The following is a 21,779-nucleotide window of genomic DNA, read 5'->3' as shown; positions in this document are numbered from 1 at the left end:
GGCTACGGGATTCATCCGTATTATTGGAGAATAGGATATATATCGGAATATTTCTGGGAGGTAGAAAAATGGCGAAAATTACTGTAGGGACCGAAAACGAAACACCGATCGAACTATATTATGAGGACCATGGTACAGGGAAGCCGGTAGTATTAATTCACGGTTGGCCATTAAGTGGCCGATCTTGGGAGTATCAAGTTCCTGCTCTCGTTGAGGCTGGATACAGAGTCATAACTTATGACCGTCGAGGGTTCGGTAACTCTTCGCAGCCATGGAACGGTTACGATTATGACACATTCGCTACTGATTTACACCAGTTACTGGAGCATTTGGATATCCAACGTGTGACACTGGTCGGATTTTCAATGGGGGGTGGAGAAGTAGCCCGCTATATCGGAACTTATGGAACAGATAGAGTAGAGAAGGCTGTATTTGCAGGAGCTGTACCACCATTTCTTTACAAGTCAGCAGAACATCCTGAGGGAGCATTTGATGATGCAGACATTCAAGGATTGGAAAATGGAGTGAAAAATGATCGCCTGGCATTTCTTGATGAGTTTACGAAAGGATTTTTTTCTGCTGGAGATCGAACAGACTTAGTCAGTGAACCATTCCGACTTTACAATAGGGATATTGCAGCGGGTGCATCGCCTAAAGGGACACTGGATTGCATCGCTGCTTTCAGCAAAACGGATTTCAGAGGGGATTTAGCCAAGTTTAATATACCTACCCTCGTTCTTCATAGTGATTCAGATGCAATTGTTCCATTTGAAAATAGTGGGAAGCAGACACATGAAGCAATTCCTGATTCAAAGGTAACCTTAATAAAGGGTGGTCCACATGGGTTCAATGCAACACATGCCAAAGAATTTAATGAAGCATTGCTAACATTTTTAAAGGGCTGATTACAAATGCCCATAGATTGTTGGAAACTGATCGATAGAAATCGTTTTTTTGATAAATTCAACAATGAATATAACAGAGCCACTTTAAAAACGGGTGCGTTTGTTTTTTAAGGAAGACAAAAAGGGCCAGCGTTTTAGATCAATCCAATTTAATAGAAGTATAAGGGCGTGTTTTGATTATCTTTTTTCAAAACATGCCCTTTCTATTTAGCGAGTATACGTTTATCAACAATCTGGGACGATTGCTGGACAATGAGCAGTCGCCTTTTTACTAGTCGGATCCGAATTGGATAAAAATAATTAAAAAACCCAGCTAATCTTCTCATGTGAAGGCAGCTCAGTTCCAGGGCTGCCATTTGGCAGCCTTTTTGCTTGATGGGCTAAAGGGGCAGGTTAGTTCAACTGTAGTTTTACAAAAAAAGATTGATCATTTAGAATAAAGTTTGATAAAAATAACCTCTTTGGATTCTTATCCGTAAGAGGTTATTTTTTAGTTATGCTTTTTATTGAGTTTCTTGTTTCTGCTGATAGTTTTTAAATTTCAATCGTGTATAAGAAATAATGCCGGACAATAAGAAGAAGCTGATAATCGTTCCTTCCCGAATATTGATGGGTAAATTGTATAGTAGTGATATTGTTATTGATAGAATAATGGAGAATAAATCGACACAATATCTGTATTGAGAGAAAGGGCGTTTTGTTATCTCGGCTATTCGTAAACATAAACTTTCAATAGGAAAAGGAATAATATCTAATGATAAAATAATGCCTGTTGCTCCACCGGCTAGTATCGCACCGAAAATAAATAGTCCGATTCTTACTAAATAATTCTCTACGTGAATCGAACCGAAAATAGTATAGAGGAAAAAATTAATAACCATTCCAAAGAACAAGATGGAAATGAACATCAAAGTGAATTTTCTAAAATCCCTTTTTTCGCATAGGCAGATATAACCGAATAGAAAAATGAGATTTGCAATGAATGTAATTGTGCCAACTTTGATGGAAGTCCATTCAGATATGGATAAATTCATCGCATTAAAACTGCTGACACCAACATCGGCTTTTAATGTAAGACTAATGCCAATAGCACTTACTATATAGAGTAGAATCGATTGAATTACTTTTTTCATGATTATTCCTCTAATAAGTCCATTACTTGCATTAAATCTGGGATCGTATATGTGCTCTTAGGTAAACATGATTTAGGCATGCTTCTCTTAGGGTTAAACCATACACAATCAATTCCGACATTGATAGCTCCTTGAATATCCGATGTTAAACGATCCCCTATCATTAAAAATTCTTCTTTACGGCTTGTTTGCAGGGCATCAAAAATATGGTAAAAGAAATGCGGATTCGGTTTTTCATGGCCAATTTCTTCGGAGATAAAAAGCTGTTCAAAATATCCTTGTAGCTTGGCACCTCCTAATCTTTTTCTTTGAGTCTTTCCTACACCGTTTGTTCCAATATATAATTTATAACCTTGCTTACTTAAAGCATTTAATAATTCATGTGCATGGGTAATGGTCTTATGTCCTTGGCTTAAATGCTCACGGTACATAGCTTCAACTTTTGCTCCGTTTTCATCTATATGAAATTCCTTCAAAAAAAGTGAAAAACGCGTTGTCAGCACTTCTTCACGAGAAATCAAGCCTTCCTCTAATTGCTGCCATAATCCATCATTAATGCGCTTATAACATGCAATGGTTTGTTTGTTATAGGGCAACTCGTATAGCGTAATAATTTGTTTTAAAGCCTTTTCTTCTGAATCTTGAAAATCAAGTATCGTATCATCTAAGTCAAAAATAATATGTTTGTATTTGTTCATTCCTATCCACCTCTTGGTAGTAATATATCGAAGGTAAGAATATAATAATAGGAGATATCTCATATTGAGGTGATAAAATGGAAAGAATCAATTGGAAGGATTACGCTGAAAATTTTGTGGATATATATAATGATATTCAAAAAACTTTTCCGAAAGCAGTTTTACAGGAGGCTTTTATTTGTAAGTTTTCTTCTAATGAATATATAGTGCGCTTTGATGAAGATATTCAGTACTTATTTTTATTATTGGATGGGCGGGCAAAAATATATATAGTACACGAAAATGGAAAACGTGCGCTGATTCAGTTCCTAAAGAAAGATGACTTTATTGGTGAATTATCCTTGATTGAGGTGGAAAAGAATTTAAAAGATGTTGTGGCTATAAATGACTGCACTTGCTTAGCGGTTCCATTGGCTTCATCGAAAGAGCATCTGTTAAATGACAATCTTTTTCTCAGTAATTTATCAAAATATTTAGGTGATAAATTACTTAAAAGAACGGATCATTACACAGCTATGCAGGATTATGAATTCAAAAATCGATTGGCCAAATATATTCTTGAAATAGAAAACGATGGATGCTTTCAAGAGAAGCATACCGAAACAGCAGAATACGTGGGGGTAAGCTATCGACATTTATTATACACACTTAACCAATTCCATGAAGACGGATTATTAGAGAAAAAAGGAAGGAAATATTTTATCATTAATAAAGAAAAGTTAGAAAGATTGAGTTCAAAAAAGGATTAATGTAGTATGATTTGATAACTTGAAATATCACAGAAACGAATACTGATTATAAAATTATTGAGGCTTATAAGTGTCAAGGCATTTTATTTTGATTATAGCAATGAAATGAATACCATTTGGCGATGAATTATTTTACTAAGTTTTTATTGTTTTTACTGATATATGCAAAGTTAGCAGTACACTAATGAAGTAATAAGGTTTAATTCAGTAAAATAAGGTATATTATATTTGTTGAATAGATTCTCTTTAAAGACAAGAAAAGTAGGTGAACAAAGTGGGAAAATATCAATTGGATACCAAAGGTCAGGTAGCTGTGACAAAGTTTCATGAAAAACAGAGGCCTGCCAAATTTGATAAAAAGCAGCAAATTGAAAAAATACGTGCAGAGTATTTGAAAAAGAAGCAAAAACAAACAGATAAATAATATGAATGAAAACATAGGAAGACTAAAATCTCCCTATGTTTTTCTTATTCGAAGTTCTTTTTTCAATTGATGATAGAATTTATTTTGGATACACCAGTAATCTCCAGCAGAAATTTTTAAAACATTTGGATACTCATTTGGCTTAGGTAGCTGAATAAAAAGATAAGTCTCGATCTTTTCAGCAAGATACTTTTTCAACACCCCACACTCAAAGAAAGTCAGGGAATGTGCTTTACATCAATAAGGGAGGTTGTTGAAGCAACCTTTTCTCAATGAACTAACGGGTGCGTTAGCAGAAGATCGGAGCTGTCTTTAAGGCAGCTTTTTCTTATGGCACTAACGGGGCAGGTTAGTTTAATGAGGGTTCCATTTAAAAAGGAACCGCGATTGGCGATTCCTAAGATTATTATTTATTTGCTGCGTTTATGGTACGAAGTGAATTGTTAAGTGCTGTTTTACACTTGTTTACATCAGGACTCGATGAACGAACTGCTGCTAATACAACATCAATGGTTCCATCAACTTTCGTCCATGTAGCCCCATCGATTTTTCGGAGATTTGGTTCCTGTGTGTCCCATTGATGTTCTAATTCATCTGCCCTCTTTTTCGCTGAAGCAAAGTCATTTTTGTTTACAGCGTTTAGTATATCTTTTTCGATTTTTGCAAAATCGTTTAACTGTCCAGATAATGTAGTTTGTGAGGCACCAGATTTTGATGTTGATTTATTTGCACCTTTTAAGACACTAAGTGAATTAGTAAGTGCTGTTTTGCTTTGATTAATATCAGGTTTTGAAGAACGAACCGCTGCTAGCACAGAGTCAATTGTTCCATCAATTTTTGTCCATGTAGTGCTATCAATTTTTCGAAGCTTAGGTTCTTGTGTATCCCACTGATGTTCCAAATTATCAGCGCCTTTTTTTGCTGAAGCAAAGTCGTTTTTATTTACAGCGTTTAGCATATCATTTTCAATTTTAACAAAATCATTTAATTGACCCGCTAATGTAGCTTGCTCTGCAGCACCTTGTGATGCAATATTATTACTGCGCCAGTTATAACCACCTATACCAACAACTAAGAAAATTACGAGTACAACAAGCGTTTGTGTTAGCACATGTTTCTTATTTGCATTACTTTGGTTTGTTTCCGCTATATCACTTTTAGCATTTGTATCAATTTTTGAAACGGCAAGGAAAACGATGATTGCTAAAATAGCGATAAGAAAAATCACACTCGTAACGGTTGTCCCGAGTCCTAATCCGCCATTTACTTTTGGTTGAGATAGGTAATCTCCAATTGACGCTCCAAGCGGACGAGTTAAAATATAAGCAATCCAGAAAGCTAATACTCCGTCAAGTTTCAAAAATTTATAAGCTAAGAACACAAGAGCAATAATAATAACAACGCCTATTCCTGTGTTAAGATAACCAAAACCAAGTTGTTCGGAATATAAATCGCCGACCGCTGTTCCAAGTGCAAAGGTGAAAAGGACCGTAAGCCAGTAGAAAACTTCTCTTTTTCTAGTAAAAATCGAGTGGATCGATAGTGTTTTTTCACTAAGATACCAAAATAGAAAAGTCAGTCCCAGCAACACCGAGAATATAGCTGTACTAACCTCAAGTGGTACGCCCATATTATCTGTCAAATAATCCGTTACAAGTGTTCCAAATACGCTTATAAGAACAACTGTTACCCAGTAAATGGCTGGAACATATTTGTTTGCTTTAAATTGAAAAAACAATGCAATAAAAAACGCAACTCCCATAATAATGGTAGTGAGAGTTAAACCAAGTCCAATGTTGAAATTGATGTAATCAGCAAATGTTTCACCAACAGTTGTACACAAAACTTTGATGATCCAAAAGAAAATCGTCACTTGTGGCACTTTGTTAAGTAAAATTTTCATTTTACTTTGGTTTTCTTGCATATATAATTTCCTTTCTTTAAAGTGGTTTCCCACAACTTAATTTTACTTCTCTCTCTAAATAAGGATGCCCATCCAAATCCAAGTTAATCATCAAGGAAGTCTGGGGCTGTTTCTCCAACAGTGGTTGTACATAATCTTGACGATTCCAAAAAATATGGTGAGTTGTGATTCTTTGCTTATCATTTACCGACCTGAAGGTTGAACCATTTCAGTTTGTTCAGAAAATGCTAAGTTTTTTTTAATGGAACTCATCTCCTTTTTGGAAGTGGTCCTTGTTACAAAGCAATTTCCATCTCTGACAAAAATAGAAAATACAACATTTCCCCATAATAAGAAAAAGTCTGTTTATCAATTAACCATAGGGTTTCAACTCTTATTACAGCCGATTTTCCATTAGAAAAAATCCTTATCTTTCTTGACTTAGGTTTTTATGGCTGTACTTAGCAAGGAAAGGGATATGTTTCGTTACTCTGTCATACATGTAGAACACTACTTGTACCAAAGGCTCCAATTTTTTGGAAGACTGCATAACGAATATGCTTGCCCCGTATGAAATAAGGACGCCACCAATCACGTCTGCAGGATAATGGACTCCGACGAATATACGCGATATGCCAACAATAATAGCCCATACTAATACGGGATACTTCCACGAGTCGTTTCGTAGCACCATCGTACATGCTATGGAGAATACTAATACCGAGTGATCACTTACAAACGAAGAGTCAGCAGGATGCAGTATTAACTGATGAACATGGTATGCCACGAATGGACGTGGATGATAGTAGACAAGGTGAAGGATTGCGTTTATGAACAATCCAAGTAAGCAAGAAAAAACAGCGTATATAGCTGTGTACTGTTTTTCCGCCCGTTTTTCTTTGTTTGCAATAAACCATAGGAACAACATAAGTGCGATTACCACATAAGGAACGCTATTAGTGATGAATATCATTCCTTTATCTAGATAAGAGAAATGGCCGGACCAACCGTTAATCCATTGAAATATTTCATAGTTCATATTGTTCATCTCCTTGCTTATATGGTTTTGGTTTCTCATTTAAAATCAAGTTGACCAGAAACAGCATTCTAAGTGTATCGAAGGAACCTGAACATCCTATGAAAATTACGTTAAAAATAAATTAAAAAAGAAAAATAAATGCGAGTTTAGTGCTATAGTCTTTTAAAAATGAAGGCAAAAACAAATAGTAAGCAATTGCATGTGCAAAGGACTCTTGATGTATTTTGGAAGCGACGGTTGTGAAATTGTCCATTCAATCGAAAATATGAAAAAGAAACTAAACATCGTTATCTCTTTATTAATAATTGGACTATCGGGATACGGTATATACTGGGCTTTCTTGATATGAATCGACTACCAAAGGCGATTTAATATCAACAGTTACCTTCCCAGATGAAACTTATACGCTTAAAGCTTATGTTTCATCTGGAGGAGCAACAACAGATTTCAGTGTTCTTGAGATAAATTTTAATAAAGAGAAAAGAAAACCGAAGAATATTTATTGGAACTATCATGAAGAAAAAGCAAATATAAAATGGGTTGATAATGATACCGTAATAATTAATGGTCACCAATTAGAAGTCCCAAGTGAAACTTATGATTTCAGAAGGGATTAGAAGAAAATTATAAATCAACTAACGGGTACGTTAGTTGATTAAGGAAGACAAAAAAGATCAGCGTTTTTATAAAAAAATAATCCAATTTAATAGTAGTATAAGGGCATGTTTTGATAATCTTTTTTCAAAACATGCCCTTTCTATTTATTTATTAAAGTTTTTTGTTTAGGTACTCTATATAATCCTAGTGCTTTTCTAGTTCAATTAGATTAAGATGGATTAGTTAATATTTACTATATGAGAGAAAATGGGGAAAAACTGTTATGAGAAATTATTTTATTTTAGCAGCAAGTGTTATCTCAATTGGATTGCTTGGTGCATGTATGCAAGAAGAAAAAGCAGTAGACAAAAAGGCTCCAGTCGAAGAAAGTGCACATGCTGAGGAAACGACAAATGTTGAAGAGCTCTCTTCAGAAGAAGTAAACGAAACTAAATCTCTTTATACGGTGGACAGTTATATAAAGTCAGTCGAAGAAAACCTTGATGCAAAATCGGAAACATTAATCAGTAATATAAAGGAGTTACATAAATACACCATTTACTCTAAAGTGGAATTATTGGATTTTGTGGCATTTGTAGAAGATCCTTCCGAGTTTAACTTATCCATTACTATGTTCTCAATGGATAGACAAGCTAATGAAGTCTTTAACGAGAGTAAGGATTCTTCTATCTTTGCAGGTAGTCTGGGTATGATTGAAAATGTAAGATACACCCACCTTTTAGGTAATCAAACAGATGACTTTTGGGATTTCTACGAAAAAAATGAAGAGGAACTTAACCTTGCAGAAAAACAAGCGTTTGCTACTTGGGTCGCAGATTGCTGGAAAAAAGCAGATGGACAAGCAATCACATTGCCAGCCTACTTTTCTCTTCACGATGATTATGAATCCTTTGATTTAAAGAAAAATCAGTGGGTTACAGATGATGAGAAATGGTCTTATTGATACATTAATGTATATATGGTTAATTACCTTCATACCATTCGTATGTTTAATAGTATTCTCTCTTACAGATATTCTAGAATTCATACCAAAATTGGCAAAGATGATTACTTGTTATATTTTTATTATACTGACTGTCTTTTCTTGTGTTTTTTATAGTGAAAAAAAAGGGCATAATTGAAAAAGAGGATTATGATGCTTTTAATATAAAAATCAAAGAAGGGAACATAAATAAATAACGACGATTGGAATTGTGAAGAGATACACTTAAACTAACTGGTGCGTTTGCTGAAGATCGGAGCTGTCTTTAAGGCAGCTCTTTCTTTATGCAACTAAAGGGGCAGGGTAGTTCAACAAGCATAGTGTCTTCGTCTGTGAGGATTATTTCTAAAAAAGTTTTTTAATGGTAAAATTAGTTAGGGGTGATTTTATTGAATAGAAATAAAAGTTTTAAATTTAATTTTATAGTTTCTTTAATTTTTCTCATTTTAGGTTTTATTTTTATAAATATCTTTACCAATATAGTACCTACCATTATTCTTTTTGGTTACTTCTTTCTGTACTATCTCATTAGTGGCCTTTATCGTTTATCCCAACATAAGAAACAAAACAGATCGAACTCCTATAATTAAATTTCATACCGTCTCATTTGCATCATAGTTTGTGTCAGCTCTTCAATAAGTCTTATGGAACTATCGGGCAGGTTAGCATTCCTGTAGTTCGTTATTTTTCAGCTTTGAAAAAAATAGGGCTCCTCAGTAAGATATGAGTAAGACACCACTCTAACTCAGATCCTTAGGAGGAACCCTAATATGAAGTTTAAAATGCAAGATAAACAAAATCAACTAATAGAAAGAATTTCCGATAAACACCTTGTTGTTGGAGTGGATATTGCCCAACAATTACATGTGGCTAGAGCAGTGAATTTCCGTGGAATTGTAGTCGGAGATCCACTTACATTTGAAAATAATGAAGATGGATTTGCTAGTTTATTAAAATGGATGGATAAGCTTCAAAGATTAAATAAACTGGAGGTAGCCATCGTGGGAATGGAACCTACAGGCCATTACTGGATTAATCTTTCAAAATGGCTGTTTAAACAAGGAATTGAGGTAGTAACGGTAAACCCTCACTTAGTAAAAAGGAATAAAGAAAACCGTGACAATACTCAGTCGAAAAGTGATAAGAAAGATGCCCTGGTCATCGCTGATATGGTGAAGAACGGTTACTACGCCTTTGTCAGGAACACTTCAGAATCATTTGAAATACTTAGGGTCCTTATGTCTAACCGTGATGTGGTAGTTAAACGACTCGTTAGCACGATTAATCAATTAAACCGTTGGGTGGATATCGTCTTTCCCGAACTCAGGCAAGTATTTAAAGACATTACTGCTAAAGGGGCAATCGCCACACTTCGTTTATTTCCATCTCCAATGGAACTGCGTTCCCTGAAACCTGATGATGTTGTTTCAGGATGGAAATCAATAATGAAGAGGCAGCCTGGATTAAAGAAAGCTCAATTACTTCTTCAGTTAGCTAAGAAATCTGTCGGCACAAGACAAGCACTTGAAGCGTATAAATTTCATTTGGAACAATTATTAGAGGAGTATGATCTCGCAGTCTTACAACTCGAAAGAGTGGAACAAGAGGTTAAGGATGTATTAAAACAAATACCTTTTGCCAAGAAGCTGCTTGCCATTAAGGGAATTAGTGAAATTTCTTTAGCCGGAATATTAGGTGAAGCAGGAGATCTAAGTGGTTTTTCACACGGTAATTCTTTACTTCGGCACGCTGGGTTGCATCTGGCTGAAGCAAGCTCTGGTAAGTGGAAAGGTCAAATTGTCATCTCTAAGAGAGGGAGATCCAGGCTAAGACGTTTCCTTTACTTAGCCACCATGAGCCTTGTGATGAATAACACGGAATTTCGAGCTATTCACTCCCATAATGTTAAGGTTAAAAAAATGAAGAAAATGAAATCGATTATGAAATTGGTAGGTAAGCTAGCCAGGATATTTGTTGGAATAGCACGCAGAAACGAGGCTTATTGTGCAGATAAAGTTCAACCTATTACTGAACTGGTTGCGTAGTTTTAAAGGGGGATTTTTAATTAGGTTCTCGAAGAGAAGCTTCATAAACTAATTTTCATAGACTTTTTCTTTTTACGAAAGTTGACTTATTCGTAGGATTTCAAATATGTACGGAGTACCAGATTTCTTCAACAAAAGGGCACTGACCCATCAGGTTAGCATAACTGGCCTCCACCCCTTGGATAGGCATGACGAAGGAATGATAGGGCAATTGACCCGTTGAGACATGGGAGGGAAAGCCTCCAGGGGCGGTGTGGAGAATGTACATTATATGGTAAAATGTGGGGTCTTGTACAACTCCTTTATTTAACTATGCCTTCACGAAATCTTCATGTCCTGAAATCACTCCATTTAAACGTGACCTTACAATCAAGGGTTATGAAATCCTGCGAATAAGTGAGCATTCGAGAGATATTCACATCAAACTGAGGGAGTTGAAGAGTGCTCTTTGACCTTTATTCAACAATTGGGCAATATTCTCGAATAAGAGGTTAAATTTGATGGTTGACTTCATAGTTTATTGTCTGTTATGTTTACGGAAACACAAGAAAGCTAGGTGAAGAAGTTCGGCATAGCAGAAGTTTAATTTTCACGGACTTTGTTATGACTGGAAAAGAGTAAAAAAATCAATGTGAAGCAAACTTAAATAAGCATTTTTATATGTTTATTTAGTGTGCCTATTGATTTTTTACTCTACGGACTTATTCTCTTTTTTAACCGCAGAGTAAACCTCTGCGGTTTTTTGTGTTTTAAAATTTTTAGGAGGATGTTTCATGAAAGATTTATTAAACCAGTTGTACGTACCTTCACGATTTGAAAAAGCAGATAAGGTTTTTTGGCAAGATCCTTATATTGCCAAACAATTACTAGAAGCTCATTTAAGTCCTGATACGGAAGGAGCTAGTAGAAGTTTTACGTTTATTGATAAATCTATTGATTTTATTCAACAAGTTGCTCCAAGAAAATCTTATCAAAAAGTATTAGACTTAGGTTGTGGTCCAGGTCTTTATAGCGAGCGTCTTGCAAAAAAAGGTTATATGGTAACAGGGATAGATTTCTCTGAAAACTCAATTCATTATGCCAAAGAACAAGCAAAAGAACTAGGACTTGATATTGAATATCGCTATGAGAATTATATGGCATTAGATGATTCAAATATCTTTGACTTAGCCCTATTGATTTATTGTGATTATGGTGCCCTTGCATCAGAAGATCGCAGTAAATTAATTTATAACATTTGGAATAGCTTAAAAAATGGTGGACAGTTGCTATTAGATGTTTTCTCGCAAAACAAATTTGATGAGTTCAAAGAAGAACAATATTGGAACCTTAACGAAAATGGCGGTTTCTGGTCGGAAAATCCTTATATAGCAATCGGTAGAAATCTTAAATACCCTGGTAGGGTAACATTAGAGCAAACAACGGTGGTTACCGATGATAGAACAGAAACTTACTACATTTGGTACCAATTCTTCACAAAAGAATTATTTATCAAAGAGGTTACTACTGTAGGGTTTACTGTAAAAGAAATTTACAATGATGTTTCTGGTGAAACTTATAATGAAGGTAGTCAAACAATCGCCTTATTGTTAGAAAAACGAGAATAAATTGAACTAAAAGGAAGAAACGGGCGCTATTCTTTAATAAAAATCGCTTGTCTTAATGAACTAGCGGGTGCGTTAACTGAAATCGGAGCTGTCTTTAAGGCAGCTTTTTCTTATTGAACTATCGGGGCAGGTTAGTTGAATAAATACATCCTTCATCGTTAATGGCTCCTTTCGTATGTAGCTCTGCACTTGTTTTTTAGTTTATGACTAACGGACGTAGTATTTACAGAGAAGAAAGCGATAATTACATGAGAAATATGTCCTCAGCTATTTCGATTTCGACCGAAAAAAGCGATTTGGAAAAATTCCAAATCGCTTTTTTTATAGTATTACTTTTTAGGTTTCTTATTTAAAATAAAGCGTAGTTCATTTATATCATCATCAGATAGGGTATCTTCCTGAATGAATTGGACAAGCATGGATTTCAAGGTACCTCCATAGATACGGTTGATGAATGATTCGGTCTCGGCACGCCGGCACTCTTCCTGTGTATAGAGCGGGTAAAAGGTGTAAACTCTTAGATTTTTATTGACACCTACTACATCTTTTTGAACTAATCGATCGAGAAGAGTGCGTATGGTTTTCGGCTTCCACTGGCTACTCTCCTGTAAGGAAACGATGATGTCATTTGCTGTTTGAGGGGCTTTATCCCAAAGCACGTTCATGATTTCCCATTCTGATTCTGATATGCTAGGAATGTTTTTCTCCATTTTTCTCCCCACCATTTTCTTTATAGATTCCTAAATCTTTTAAAATTGATAAAGTGATTTCTCCCGCCTTGCTTCCAGATGAACCATCTTCATTTTGTATATTGGTAGCAAAGAAATAAGTATTGTTCTTCGTCTCTACATATCCGATAAACCAACCATTGATGTTTTTTCCATTCACTGTTCCTGTGCCTGTTTTCCCTGATAGTCGAGCTTCCTCATTCTTTTCTAAGAGGAGGGCTTCCTTCACAGCTTGGCTATGCATTTCCTTATATCCCAATTGATTGTAATAAAAGGTTTGCAGCAGTTGGACCTGCTCGACTGGAGAGATCTTCAATGAGGATTCGAGCCAGAATTCACCCAATCCCCCAGATACATCGGAATTTCCATAGTTTATCGCTTGTAGATTGGATTGTATTGTTTCGAATCCTGTTCTGCGATCTAATGCTTGGAAATACCAGTTTACAGAATTTTGTAAAGCAGATGAGACATCGTGATCCATATTCCAAGCGTCATAGGGTTGCTTCGTCCCATCCCATGAAAGGGTGGATTCTTCGGGAGATATCACATTTGATTCTAGTGCAAATAAGGCACTATAGATTTTATATGTGGAATCAGGTGATACCCGCAATGTACTTTTCTCTTCATTATAAATGCGATATTGCTGTGCGGCATGATCATATAAAACAAAGCTTCCTTCATACCCTTTAAAGAATTGATGTAAATCCTCGGAAACCACTCCATCATTATTAAAATAGTATCGGTCGTTTTCCGTCGCAAATGCGGAAACGAAAGGTAATTGGATTGTCAAAATGATACTGGCCAGCACATAAATAAAGACGCTTTTTCTTATTGAGTTTTTTGTGGAATGTTCATAGGCAGAAATTCGTTCAATTCGTTTTTTGATTTGAAGCTTCGAACCATTTAAATGTGTCACCATCTGTAGTTTACTTGACCGTTTTGAAAGATCCAAAAAATTAATGATTGTATTTCCATATTCACTAAATGAATGATCATCTAGTAACTGTAAAACAGATGCATCACATGCGATTTCCCGATCCAATCTCATTTCTCTGAAAGCGAGCCAGACAAGGGGATTAAACCAATAAATGATTTGATAGAACATCATCACGTAATTTGTCAGCAGATCCTTGTTTTTATAGTGACTCAGTTCATGAAGAAAGATATACTCGTAATTTTTCAGGCTAAGCCAGTCTTCATGCTGGGAAGGTAATACGATATATGTTTGAAAAAGTCCGAATATCATTGGAGATTGGACTCTTTTTGAAATGACAATCTTTATTGATTTTTTAATCTGTAGTCTTTTTTTGCATTCTTCGAAAAGCACGAGAGCTTCTTGGTTGGAAAACGGAGAAGAATAATTCTTTATCCTTCTAAGTGTGAGCCATCCACGAACCATAGTAAAGGTAAATAAAAGCATCCCTGACATCCATAAACCCATCACCCCAATATTAAGTAAGGACAGGTCCGGCCGATTGACCGATACAGAAAAGTCTTGGATTAGTTGCAGGCCTTGTATCATATCAGTTCCAGTCATTTTCATATTAGAGCTGGGTGCATTAGCCTGATATGTATCCCCACCGCTAAAGAGGGTACTAAAATTATATAAATCAGTGGGTATGAATGGAAGTGCTAAAGCCATAAAAAGAAACATCCACAAGTGATAGTGCCATTTTGCTGTTAATCGTCTTCCAAACCATTTTCGTATAAGCAGAATAACAGCAACGGAAAATGAAGACACCAATAGACCTATTATAAAATGGGTTAAATACATGTCCTTCAATACCAACTCTCTTGACTTTTAAATTTTAAAAACAGGTATATAGCATATTTATATTGGCTTGAGGGTGAAAAAATAAAGAATTGACTTTAATTGATTACATATGTAATACTGTACTACAGATGTAATAAGACTACAAATGTAATCCGTAAAAACTCCTTGTTTTTTTCAATTCGTGCATAAGTGTCTAATCAAATAATCAGGAGGTCTGCATCATCATGAACAAAAGATAGGGTGGAAGAGTTAAAGATCCGGCTGCTATCCCAGGAGAATACATAATAAATATATTTTTAGAAAGAGGTTGAATCTTATGAAATCATTGAGCAACATTTTTAGTACTTCCGCATTCAGAAAAATTATGCCTGTTCTATTTCTTTCATGTGCAACGCTTGTAGGTTGTTCAAACGATAACGTTAATACGGAATTAACTAAACCTAAAAAACAAGAAACTGCCGATAACCATGCTTTTGCTAAGCTTGAAGAAAAATTTGATGCTAAACTTGGTGTCTTTGCGTTGGATACTGGCACAAACCAAACAGTGACCTATCATCCAGATGAGCGTTTTGCATATGCATCCACTCATAAGGCTCTAGCTGTAGGAGCACTTTTACAACAGAAATCGATAGAAGATCTTAATCAAAGAATTACCTATACAGGTGAGGATCTTGTTAATTATAATCCGATTACAGAAAAGCATGTCGATACGGGGATGACTCTTAAGGAGCTTTCTGATGCTTCTCTTCGATACAGTGACAATACTGCTGGAAACCTTATCCTTAAACAACTGGACGGCCCGGCTGGATTTAAAAAGGCACTGGAGGAAATCGGGGATAAAGTCACCAACCCTGAGCGAATTGAGCCAGATTTAAATGAAGTTAATCCTGGTGAAACGCATGATACAAGTACACCAAGAGCACTTGCCACTAGTCTTCAGGCTTTTACATTGGGAGATGCACTTCCAACTGAGAAACGTGAACTTTTAATAGACTGGATGAAAAGAAATACTACTGGAGATGCGTTAATTCGTGCTGGAGTTCCGAAAGGTTGGGTAGTGGCTGATAAGACTGGAGCAGGCTCATATGGTACGCGAAATGACATTTCGATCATTTGGCCATCAAAAGGAGACCCGATTGTTCTTGCTGTCCTTTCAAGTCGTGATAAAAAAGATGCCGATTACAATGACGACCTTGTTGCTGAGGCCACAAAAGAAGTAATAAAGGCCCTTAAAGTCAAAAATAAATAGAACGTTAAGCAGCCTTTTTTAGTAGATTCATTCCCAAAACGATTGTTATGGCCGTGGAAACAGGGACTTCCTAGCTTCAACATTCAATTTTAAATGGTCAACCAGTAGAAAATCACTGGTTGACCTTATTTTATTTAGCTACTGGTTGGGGGATTAAGACCGAATTTTCCTCGTAGTATGCTACTGCTAAACCCTATTAATCCTCCAACAATCGCTGGAATGATCCACCCTAGTCCGACATCATACATAGGAAGAATTTCATTAAAAAAATTATTAATGGAAGAAAAGTGTATGCCAGCTCGATTTAATCCATCAAATAAACTGACTATAAATGTTAGAAGTAAGCTTCCTTGATACACTTCAGCCTTCCCTTTAAATAAAGAATGGAAAAATGTCAAGAATATTAATACAATGGCTAATGGATAAATAGCTGTTAAGAGAGGAATGGAAACAGCAATTAACTGGGTTAGCCCAATATTGGCAACTATGGCACTAAAAATAGATAAACTAATAGCAATTTTTTTGTAAGGTACCTTTGGAAATAGTTTATGGAAGAATGAAGAACAGGATGTAACAAGCCCTACGCTTGTTGTTAAACAAGCTACTGTAATCATTAACCCTAATAATATCCCGCCATAAGCCCCAAAATAATAATCCGAGACTTTTGCCAAGATGGTGCCTCCATTTTCCAGGTGCCCAAGTTTTTCTACACTTGAAGCACCCATATAAGAAAGAGCTGAATACATGGTTGCCAGGAGAAAGGCAGCAATTCCAGTTGCTTTTGCACAAACCACCATAATTTGTTTTTTTGTTTTAGCACCTTTTTCTTTAATGGCATTAATGATGATGATGCCAAAAACAAAAGAGGCAAGCGTATCCATTGTTAAATAACCTTCTCTAAACCCATTAAAAAATGGTTGAACTGAATAATTCTTAACAGGTGCTTGAAAATCTCCGATTGGATGTTTAAAAGCAACCACTACCAGGATTCCAATGAACGTTATCTTGATTGGTGTTAATATTTTCCCGACAATTCCGACAACTTTCGCGGGATTGATCGAAAAAAGGCACGTAATGCTAAAAAAGATGATTGTGAAAATAAGTAAAGGTGCAGAGCCAGGATTGTCTGATAAAAAAGGTTTTACACCGATTTCAAAAGAAACGTTTCCTGATCTAGGTAAAGCAAATAAAGGTCCAATGGCTAAATAAAGAACGGTTGTGAATACAATACCAAATACAGGATGGACCCGGCTTGCTAACGACTGTAAATCATCTTTCCCCGAAAAACCAAGTGCTAACACACCAAGTAACGGTAAGCCAACTCCTGTTAATAAAAACCCTGCATTTGCTGGCCAGACATTCATTCCTGCTGATTGACCAAGCATTGGCGGGAAAATTAAATTTCCTGCCCCAAAAAATAGAGCAAATAACATTAAACCAATTACTAATATAAATGAAAATGGTACTCTAGTAGCCAAATTAAAACCTCCATGAAAGAACTGAATTTTACTATTAAAAAAAGAAATAATTTTCAAAAAATTGATAACAGACTAAATACATAAGATTGTATTATGACCTGATAAATTGATTTCAATATAAATTTTAAGTTTCTCCTTTTGGGCGGCCTTATTTAATATGCAATAAGGTTCTTTTTTTACGACAAGCAAATTGTTGTTACTACCATGATTACGATTCAAATGATAATCGCTATGAAATGCAGAAAATTCCCCTACTTAGCCCCCTATTAGTGATATGTAATCATTAACTAAAATACCATTTTATAACTATTGGTATATTGTAATACATACTTCTTATTCTTTAAAGGACACAAAGGAGGAAAAAAACAAGAAATAAAGTTGTCTTTGGAGGGGGATAAAAGTGGCAGCTGTGAAAAAAACAGCGTAATAGATTAGTGAAACAAGAATTAAGGAGATTTAAATATAGAAGAGAATTAATGCAGACATAAATTAAGGAGTGTTTCCAACTCGCTTGAAAATGCAAAAATGCGTGTTGAGAATAATAGGACACTTAAACATGAAAAAGACTTTTAAAAATTAATTGGAATGTCATCTGTGAAACATGCATAATTTGCTTATTACGTTATCGGGGATATGATGGTAGTAGTCACTATAAATAGCTAGTCAAAAGAGCTTAGATTGGAGTCTCCAAGCTCTATTGACTAGCCTTCGTCTTTTATTCAACTAATCTTCTATTCTTAAGGGATTGCATAGACTTCGACAGTGAAGTTTTCTCCATCGGTGTTTTCCGGTCTGGCGATGTAGAAATCTTCACTCGTTTTGATTTCTGACTCGGACCCGTCTGTAAGATCATAGAAAATCGTTTCGTCGATACCGAAGCTGATGTCTTTCATGACATCGAATTTTGCATCTTTAGGACCGTCGATGATTTTCCATTGTAACTTGGTCGCGTAAGTAGGGATGTTCCCGATCGTGAAGTTATCACTTGATCGGTTATCCTGGCCGTCCTGAGGCTGACCTTCCGATCGGATCGTCGCGATTTTCTCAGGAGCTTCGACATCCACATTAAAAGCATCCCCATCCAGAATCCGGTCATAGGCGTACCAGGCACCAAGCCATGTCCCTGCAGCACCGTTCGAATCAGCGGAAATCATTCTTACAGAAAAATTATCCGATCCGTTCGTCGATGAACCTTCCCAGGTGGAAGCGAAAGGATATTCGTCACACTGCTTTCCTGTCCGATCCTCATCTCCGAACTCCCGGTCACAAATCCTTCTTGTCTTGTTCCTATTACGGTTGTATTCATCCTGATGGCGTTTTGTATACATCCGTGTCAGAGTACTTTCTCCTACGGCTCCCGGTATGTTCTTTCCAACCATTTGAGGCTTTGTCTGTTCTGGGTGGTCCATAGCGTCCTTCCAATGCTGGCCGGCTTCAGTTAGCATTTTGAATTCCGGCTTCGTGATCGGGACATTGAAGACCGGTGTGGCTTTGCTGAATACGGCTCCTTGCCGGAAATATTGATTTGGGAAAGCGAACATGTATTTTGCAGAGTCATAACGGACGGTCTGTTTAATGCCATCTATGCTTTTTTTGTATTTCCTTGCTGAATGGGTAAGGGTGAGTTTCGGCCAAAACTCCATGTATCCCAACTGGTCAGGATTTGAATCAGTTGCTGGGGGTGTTTCTGAGGTGAAGATTTCTGTATCGAAGTTCGTGTTTTTCCAGTGGGCGATCGTTCGTTCCGTCGGTGGATAGCCGGGATCCTCTTTACAGTCACCTGCGTTCAATTTCGATTCACATACCATATCGATTTTTAACTTGGCTCCATTTAATGCTGGATCGGTCACGATGATATCGTCAAGTGTATAATAGATTCTCATGTTCCGGCTTTGGTTGGAACCATAACCTATTTCCGTGAATTGAAATTGAACCCCTGCGTTTATACAGATCCCTGCGATGCATTTTACAGGGACTTGATATGTCGCCACATGGGACCAACAGAAGGAATAACGGTTCTTGATATACCCTGTTTCTGAACTGCTGTCAGGACTTCTTCGGCATTCATCTACAGTCAGGATATGATCATAGTCAAATTCCGGGGGCACCCATCCGACCGCGGTCTTGATCGGAGGTGCCAAGTTCGCTCTGTATGTCGCTTTACTTTGCTGGTCGACCTCCATCAATTCATCCAATGTCTGAATGCCTTCTTTTTGCTGGACTTGATCTTGTTTGATTTCAAGCTCCCCGAGGGATTTGCCTTGCTTCATCAGTTCGGTTGCCTGCTTGATCTTGTCGTCTGGGACCCAGTACCCTCCACCTGCTGAAGTTGCTTGTGTCTGTACAGGTGCATAGATGCCAAGGGTCAAAAGCATGACAAGGACAATTGTAAAACAACGCTTGTGTAACCGGGACATTACAATTCCTCCCTTATTGAATAGTAACAGCTGTTTATTACCCATGGACTAGTGCGCTATTAGCTCGGTGCGATTTAAATCGCTGATAGGTTACTACAAAATAAAATGTTTGACAATACATTCCAAATCAAATAATGCTATCAACCTACATTTTTTACCAAATGCTTTTTAAATAGGAAGATGGTGGCCAATCCAAAAGACCTGATAATATTAATGACAATAAAGATGCTGCAATAAATAAATTGGTTAAAAACAGAGATATGTTTAAGGCGATTGTACAATAACACTCGAAGCAGGGATTGTGTTCTTTTATATGTAGAAAAAACAAGGTAGAGGAGACTAATGATTAAATGAAATATTTTGAACGTTCAGATTCCAATGCTTCTCGTTCATTATTGTGAAGTGGTTCGCTTGAATGAAAGGGTGATTAGTTCATTACCGGGAGCTGATCATCAGCAATTTATATTTAAGGGGCGGTTTCGAATTGAAAAACAGCAACAATTGGATATTAAGCTTCGTTAGTTTTTTTACAGATATGGGCACCTATATGGTGACTCCTTTAATCCCAATCATTCGTCTGGCCCTTTAATTATTGGGGTTATAGATGGTTCATCAGAAACCTTGGCAAATTTTTCTCTGGTCGTCGTTCGAATCGTTTGAAAAATAGAAAAGGGTTTGCTTTGTTTGGTTATGGCTTATCAGTTTAGGAAGAATATCTTTGATTATTTCAGTTTCTGGGTCGGTGTTTTCATATGGAAACTGATAGATTGTACGGGAAAGGGGATTTCTTTAAACATAATACCGTGTCAAACAACATAATTTTATTAGTAAAGGGAGGCCAGTTAGATGAATAACTTTGATTCAATTTGTGAACAATTTGCTACTCTCCTAAAAGGAAAAAGTAACGTAAATCAAGGTAGTTGTTCTGTATCATTACACCGTGATTTTAAGGTGATAGTTCAAGGGCGCCAAAGCAGTTCTGTTGTGCCGGCAGGAGTCTTATTTGAATCATTGGATCAAAGTGGTAATGCGTTAAATTTGGCTGAAATCGCTGTTTTACAAGAAGAGATTCCTAGTTTTATTTATTCAATTGTCCAACAGGGTTTGATTGTGAGTGCCCTACATAATCACTGGTTATTTACTGAACCTTTAATTATGTATGTTCACATTCAATCTATTGAGCCTCCATTAAATTTTGCAAAAAAGATGGTACACTCATTTTCATTTTTACGCAGTTATCCCGTTGCTTAGGAAAGTTTTAGTTATATGAAAAGGATTCAATTCTAGTACAAGTAAAATAGCTCACTACGAGTATAGTGTACAAAAGATTTTCTTTAACAATCGGGTGCGATTTTTTACTAAGAATTGATTTTCTTAATGAACGAACGAGTGGTTTAGCTGAAGGTCGGAGCTGTCTTTAAGGCAGCTCTTTCTTTATGCGACTATCGGGGCAGGCTAGTGAAGTGAAATAACAATCTTTAGTAATTTTCATTTTGTTATAATGAAAATAAATTCTTAACGATTATTAGGAGATAAAATGTTCAAAAAAATTAAAACCTGGGCGAGGAATCTAAAACGACAGATTTTTATCCTTTACTTTGCTTGTAAAGATCCAAGAGTGCCTTGGTATGCAAAAGTATTTACGGCTTGTGTTGTAGCTTATGCTTTCAGTCCGATTGACCTAATACCTGATTTTATACCCATTCTTGGCTACTTAGACGATGTAATTCTCGTTCCAATAGGGATAATGATTGCATTAAAGCTGATACGAAAGAATGTATTGACCGACTGTGAAGTTAAGGCAGAGGAAATGATGAAAAACGGAAAGCCGAGGAATTGGATAGTGGGCTCTATAATAGTATTGATTTGGGGCTTGATTATAATATGGGCTATTATAAATATTTATCGCTTAATGAAATAACGGGTGCGTTAGCTGATCATCGGAGCTGTCATTAAGGCAGCTTTTTCTTATGGGACTAAAGGGGCAGGTTAGTTGAAGAGTGCTGTTTGATCTTTATTCAACAATTGGG

At 36.3% G+C, this 21,779-nt stretch carries 18 protein-coding genes; 10 read left to right on the top strand and 8 right to left on the bottom strand.

All coding sequences use genetic code 11. The annotated features are described in order from the left end of the window. The first annotated feature begins 68 nt into the window (after positions 1-68). The gene (locus N0M92_RS07120) at positions 69-905 is read left to right on the top strand and encodes an alpha/beta fold hydrolase (protein WP_260285110.1); all 837 of its coding nucleotides are present in this window, start codon (positions 69-71) and stop codon (positions 903-905) included. 503 nt (positions 906-1,408) lie between these two features. Here N0M92_RS07120 and N0M92_RS07115 read toward each other — a convergent pair. Continuing rightward, the gene (locus N0M92_RS07115; protein WP_260285109.1) at positions 1,409-2,038 is read right to left on the bottom strand and encodes a YczE/YyaS/YitT family protein; all 630 of its coding nucleotides are present in this window, start codon (positions 2,036-2,038) and stop codon (positions 1,409-1,411) included. A gap of 2 nt (positions 2,039-2,040) precedes the next feature. After that, the gene (locus N0M92_RS07110; RefSeq protein WP_260285108.1) at positions 2,041-2,736 is read right to left on the bottom strand and encodes a YjjG family noncanonical pyrimidine nucleotidase; all 696 of its coding nucleotides are present in this window, start codon (positions 2,734-2,736) and stop codon (positions 2,041-2,043) included. Between the two features lie 77 nt (positions 2,737-2,813). Here N0M92_RS07110 and yeiL point away from each other — a divergent pair, with 77 nt between their 5' ends. Together yeiL and N0M92_RS07100 are read left to right on the top strand one after the other, a co-directional pair. After that, positions 2,814-3,485 (top strand): transcriptional regulator YeiL, encoded by a 672-nt coding sequence (gene yeiL / locus N0M92_RS07105; RefSeq protein ID WP_260285107.1) that lies wholly within the window; start codon positions 2,814-2,816, stop codon positions 3,483-3,485. A gap of 274 nt (positions 3,486-3,759) precedes the next feature. Further along, on the top strand, positions 3,760-3,909 hold the full coding sequence (locus tag N0M92_RS07100) for a hypothetical protein (protein WP_260285106.1): 150 nt from the start codon (positions 3,760-3,762) through the stop codon (positions 3,907-3,909). A gap of 406 nt (positions 3,910-4,315) precedes the next feature. Here the strand turns inward: N0M92_RS07100 and N0M92_RS07095 are convergent, their stop codons facing one another. Beyond that, the gene (locus N0M92_RS07095) at positions 4,316-5,833 is read right to left on the bottom strand and encodes a COG4705 family protein (RefSeq protein WP_260285105.1); all 1,518 of its coding nucleotides are present in this window, start codon (positions 5,831-5,833) and stop codon (positions 4,316-4,318) included. Positions 5,834-6,239: 406 nt separating this feature from the next. Further along, complete coding sequence (locus tag N0M92_RS07090) at positions 6,240-6,851, bottom strand: undecaprenyl-diphosphatase (RefSeq protein WP_260285104.1); 612 nt, start codon at positions 6,849-6,851, stop codon at positions 6,240-6,242. Positions 6,852-7,222: 371 nt separating this feature from the next. Here N0M92_RS07090 and N0M92_RS07085 point away from each other — a divergent pair, with 371 nt between their 5' ends. From N0M92_RS07085 to N0M92_RS07070, 4 genes are all read left to right on the top strand, one after another. Continuing rightward, positions 7,223-7,468, top strand: coding sequence for a DUF5412 domain-containing protein (locus N0M92_RS07085; protein ID WP_260285263.1), 246 nt, complete (start codon positions 7,223-7,225; stop codon positions 7,466-7,468). Between the two features lie 263 nt (positions 7,469-7,731). Then, a complete protein-coding gene (locus N0M92_RS07080; protein WP_260285103.1) occupies positions 7,732-8,412 on the top strand; it encodes a hypothetical protein in 681 nt (226 codons plus the stop codon). 809 nt (positions 8,413-9,221) lie between these two features. Then, positions 9,222-10,496, top strand: a complete 1,275-nt coding sequence (locus tag N0M92_RS07075) for an IS110 family RNA-guided transposase (RefSeq protein WP_260285102.1) — start codon at positions 9,222-9,224, stop codon at positions 10,494-10,496. A gap of 773 nt (positions 10,497-11,269) precedes the next feature. Then, positions 11,270-12,103, top strand: coding sequence for a class I SAM-dependent methyltransferase (locus N0M92_RS07070; protein WP_260285100.1), 834 nt, complete (start codon positions 11,270-11,272; stop codon positions 12,101-12,103). Between the two features lie 329 nt (positions 12,104-12,432). Here the strand turns inward: N0M92_RS07070 and blaI are convergent, their stop codons facing one another. Continuing rightward, positions 12,433-12,813, bottom strand: a complete 381-nt coding sequence (gene blaI, locus N0M92_RS07065; RefSeq protein ID WP_260285099.1) for a penicillinase repressor BlaI — start codon at positions 12,811-12,813, stop codon at positions 12,433-12,435. Beyond that, a complete protein-coding gene (locus N0M92_RS07060) occupies positions 12,794-14,605 on the bottom strand; it encodes a BlaR1 family beta-lactam sensor/signal transducer (protein ID WP_260285262.1) in 1,812 nt (603 codons plus the stop codon). Before N0M92_RS07060 ends, blaI begins: the two co-directional genes overlap by 20 nt. A gap of 316 nt (positions 14,606-14,921) precedes the next feature. Here N0M92_RS07060 and bla point away from each other — a divergent pair, with 316 nt between their 5' ends. After that, on the top strand, positions 14,922-15,854 hold the full coding sequence (gene bla / locus N0M92_RS07055; protein WP_260285098.1) for a class A beta-lactamase: 933 nt from the start codon (positions 14,922-14,924) through the stop codon (positions 15,852-15,854). A gap of 134 nt (positions 15,855-15,988) precedes the next feature. Here bla and brnQ read toward each other — a convergent pair whose 3' ends face one another. Both brnQ and N0M92_RS07045 read right to left on the bottom strand, forming a co-directional pair. Beyond that, positions 15,989-17,332: a branched-chain amino acid transport system II carrier protein gene (brnQ, locus tag N0M92_RS07050; protein ID WP_260285261.1), complete on the bottom strand. Its 1,344-nt coding sequence runs from the start codon at positions 17,330-17,332 to the stop codon at positions 15,989-15,991. 737 nt (positions 17,333-18,069) lie between these two features. Next, positions 18,070-19,749: a NucA/NucB deoxyribonuclease domain-containing protein gene (locus N0M92_RS07045; protein WP_260285097.1), complete on the bottom strand. Its 1,680-nt coding sequence runs from the start codon at positions 19,747-19,749 to the stop codon at positions 18,070-18,072. An 846-nt stretch (positions 19,750-20,595) separates the two neighbouring features. On the opposite strand from N0M92_RS07045, the gene N0M92_RS07040 reads away from it, so the two are divergent. Both N0M92_RS07040 and N0M92_RS07035 read left to right on the top strand, forming a co-directional pair. Beyond that, positions 20,596-21,000, top strand: a complete 405-nt coding sequence (locus N0M92_RS07040; protein ID WP_260285096.1) for a DUF1259 domain-containing protein — start codon at positions 20,596-20,598, stop codon at positions 20,998-21,000. 286 nt (positions 21,001-21,286) lie between these two features. Then, the gene (locus N0M92_RS07035) at positions 21,287-21,670 is read left to right on the top strand and encodes a YkvA family protein (protein ID WP_260285095.1); all 384 of its coding nucleotides are present in this window, start codon (positions 21,287-21,289) and stop codon (positions 21,668-21,670) included. Positions 21,671-21,779 lie beyond the last annotated feature (109 nt).

The sequence above is a fragment of the Peribacillus aracenensis genome (assembly GCF_025175645.1).
GTDB lineage: Bacteria > Bacillota > Bacilli > Bacillales > DSM-1321 > Peribacillus > Peribacillus aracenensis.
The sequence above is the reverse complement of the archived record's forward strand: the minus strand, read 5'-3'. Positions and strand labels throughout refer to the sequence as shown.

Coding starts and splice junctions, on each gene's coding strand:
- N0M92_RS07045 (WP_260285097.1), bottom strand. CDS start 19,749: ATGTCCCGGTTACACAAGCGTTGTTTTACAATTGTCCTTGTCATGCTT.
- bla (WP_260285098.1), top strand. CDS start 14,922: ATGAAATCATTGAGCAACATTTTTAGTACTTCCGCATTCAGAAAAATT.
- blaI (WP_260285099.1), bottom strand. CDS start 12,813: ATGGAGAAAAACATTCCTAGCATATCAGAATCAGAATGGGAAATCATG.
- N0M92_RS07095 (WP_260285105.1), bottom strand. CDS start 5,833: ATGCAAGAAAACCAAAGTAAAATGAAAATTTTACTTAACAAAGTGCCA.
- N0M92_RS07070 (WP_260285100.1), top strand. CDS start 11,270: ATGAAAGATTTATTAAACCAGTTGTACGTACCTTCACGATTTGAAAAA.
- N0M92_RS07120 (WP_260285110.1), top strand. CDS start 69: ATGGCGAAAATTACTGTAGGGACCGAAAACGAAACACCGATCGAACTA.
- N0M92_RS07110 (WP_260285108.1), bottom strand. CDS start 2,736: ATGAACAAATACAAACATATTATTTTTGACTTAGATGATACGATACTT.
- N0M92_RS07090 (WP_260285104.1), bottom strand. CDS start 6,851: ATGAACTATGAAATATTTCAATGGATTAACGGTTGGTCCGGCCATTTC.
- N0M92_RS07080 (WP_260285103.1), top strand. CDS start 7,732: ATGAGAAATTATTTTATTTTAGCAGCAAGTGTTATCTCAATTGGATTG.
- N0M92_RS07035 (WP_260285095.1), top strand. CDS start 21,287: ATGTTCAAAAAAATTAAAACCTGGGCGAGGAATCTAAAACGACAGATT.
- N0M92_RS07040 (WP_260285096.1), top strand. CDS start 20,596: ATGAATAACTTTGATTCAATTTGTGAACAATTTGCTACTCTCCTAAAA.
- N0M92_RS07115 (WP_260285109.1), bottom strand. CDS start 2,038: ATGAAAAAAGTAATTCAATCGATTCTACTCTATATAGTAAGTGCTATT.
- N0M92_RS07060 (WP_260285262.1), bottom strand. CDS start 14,605: ATGTATTTAACCCATTTTATAATAGGTCTATTGGTGTCTTCATTTTCC.
- N0M92_RS07075 (WP_260285102.1), top strand. CDS start 9,222: ATGAAGTTTAAAATGCAAGATAAACAAAATCAACTAATAGAAAGAATT.
- yeiL (WP_260285107.1), top strand. CDS start 2,814: ATGGAAAGAATCAATTGGAAGGATTACGCTGAAAATTTTGTGGATATA.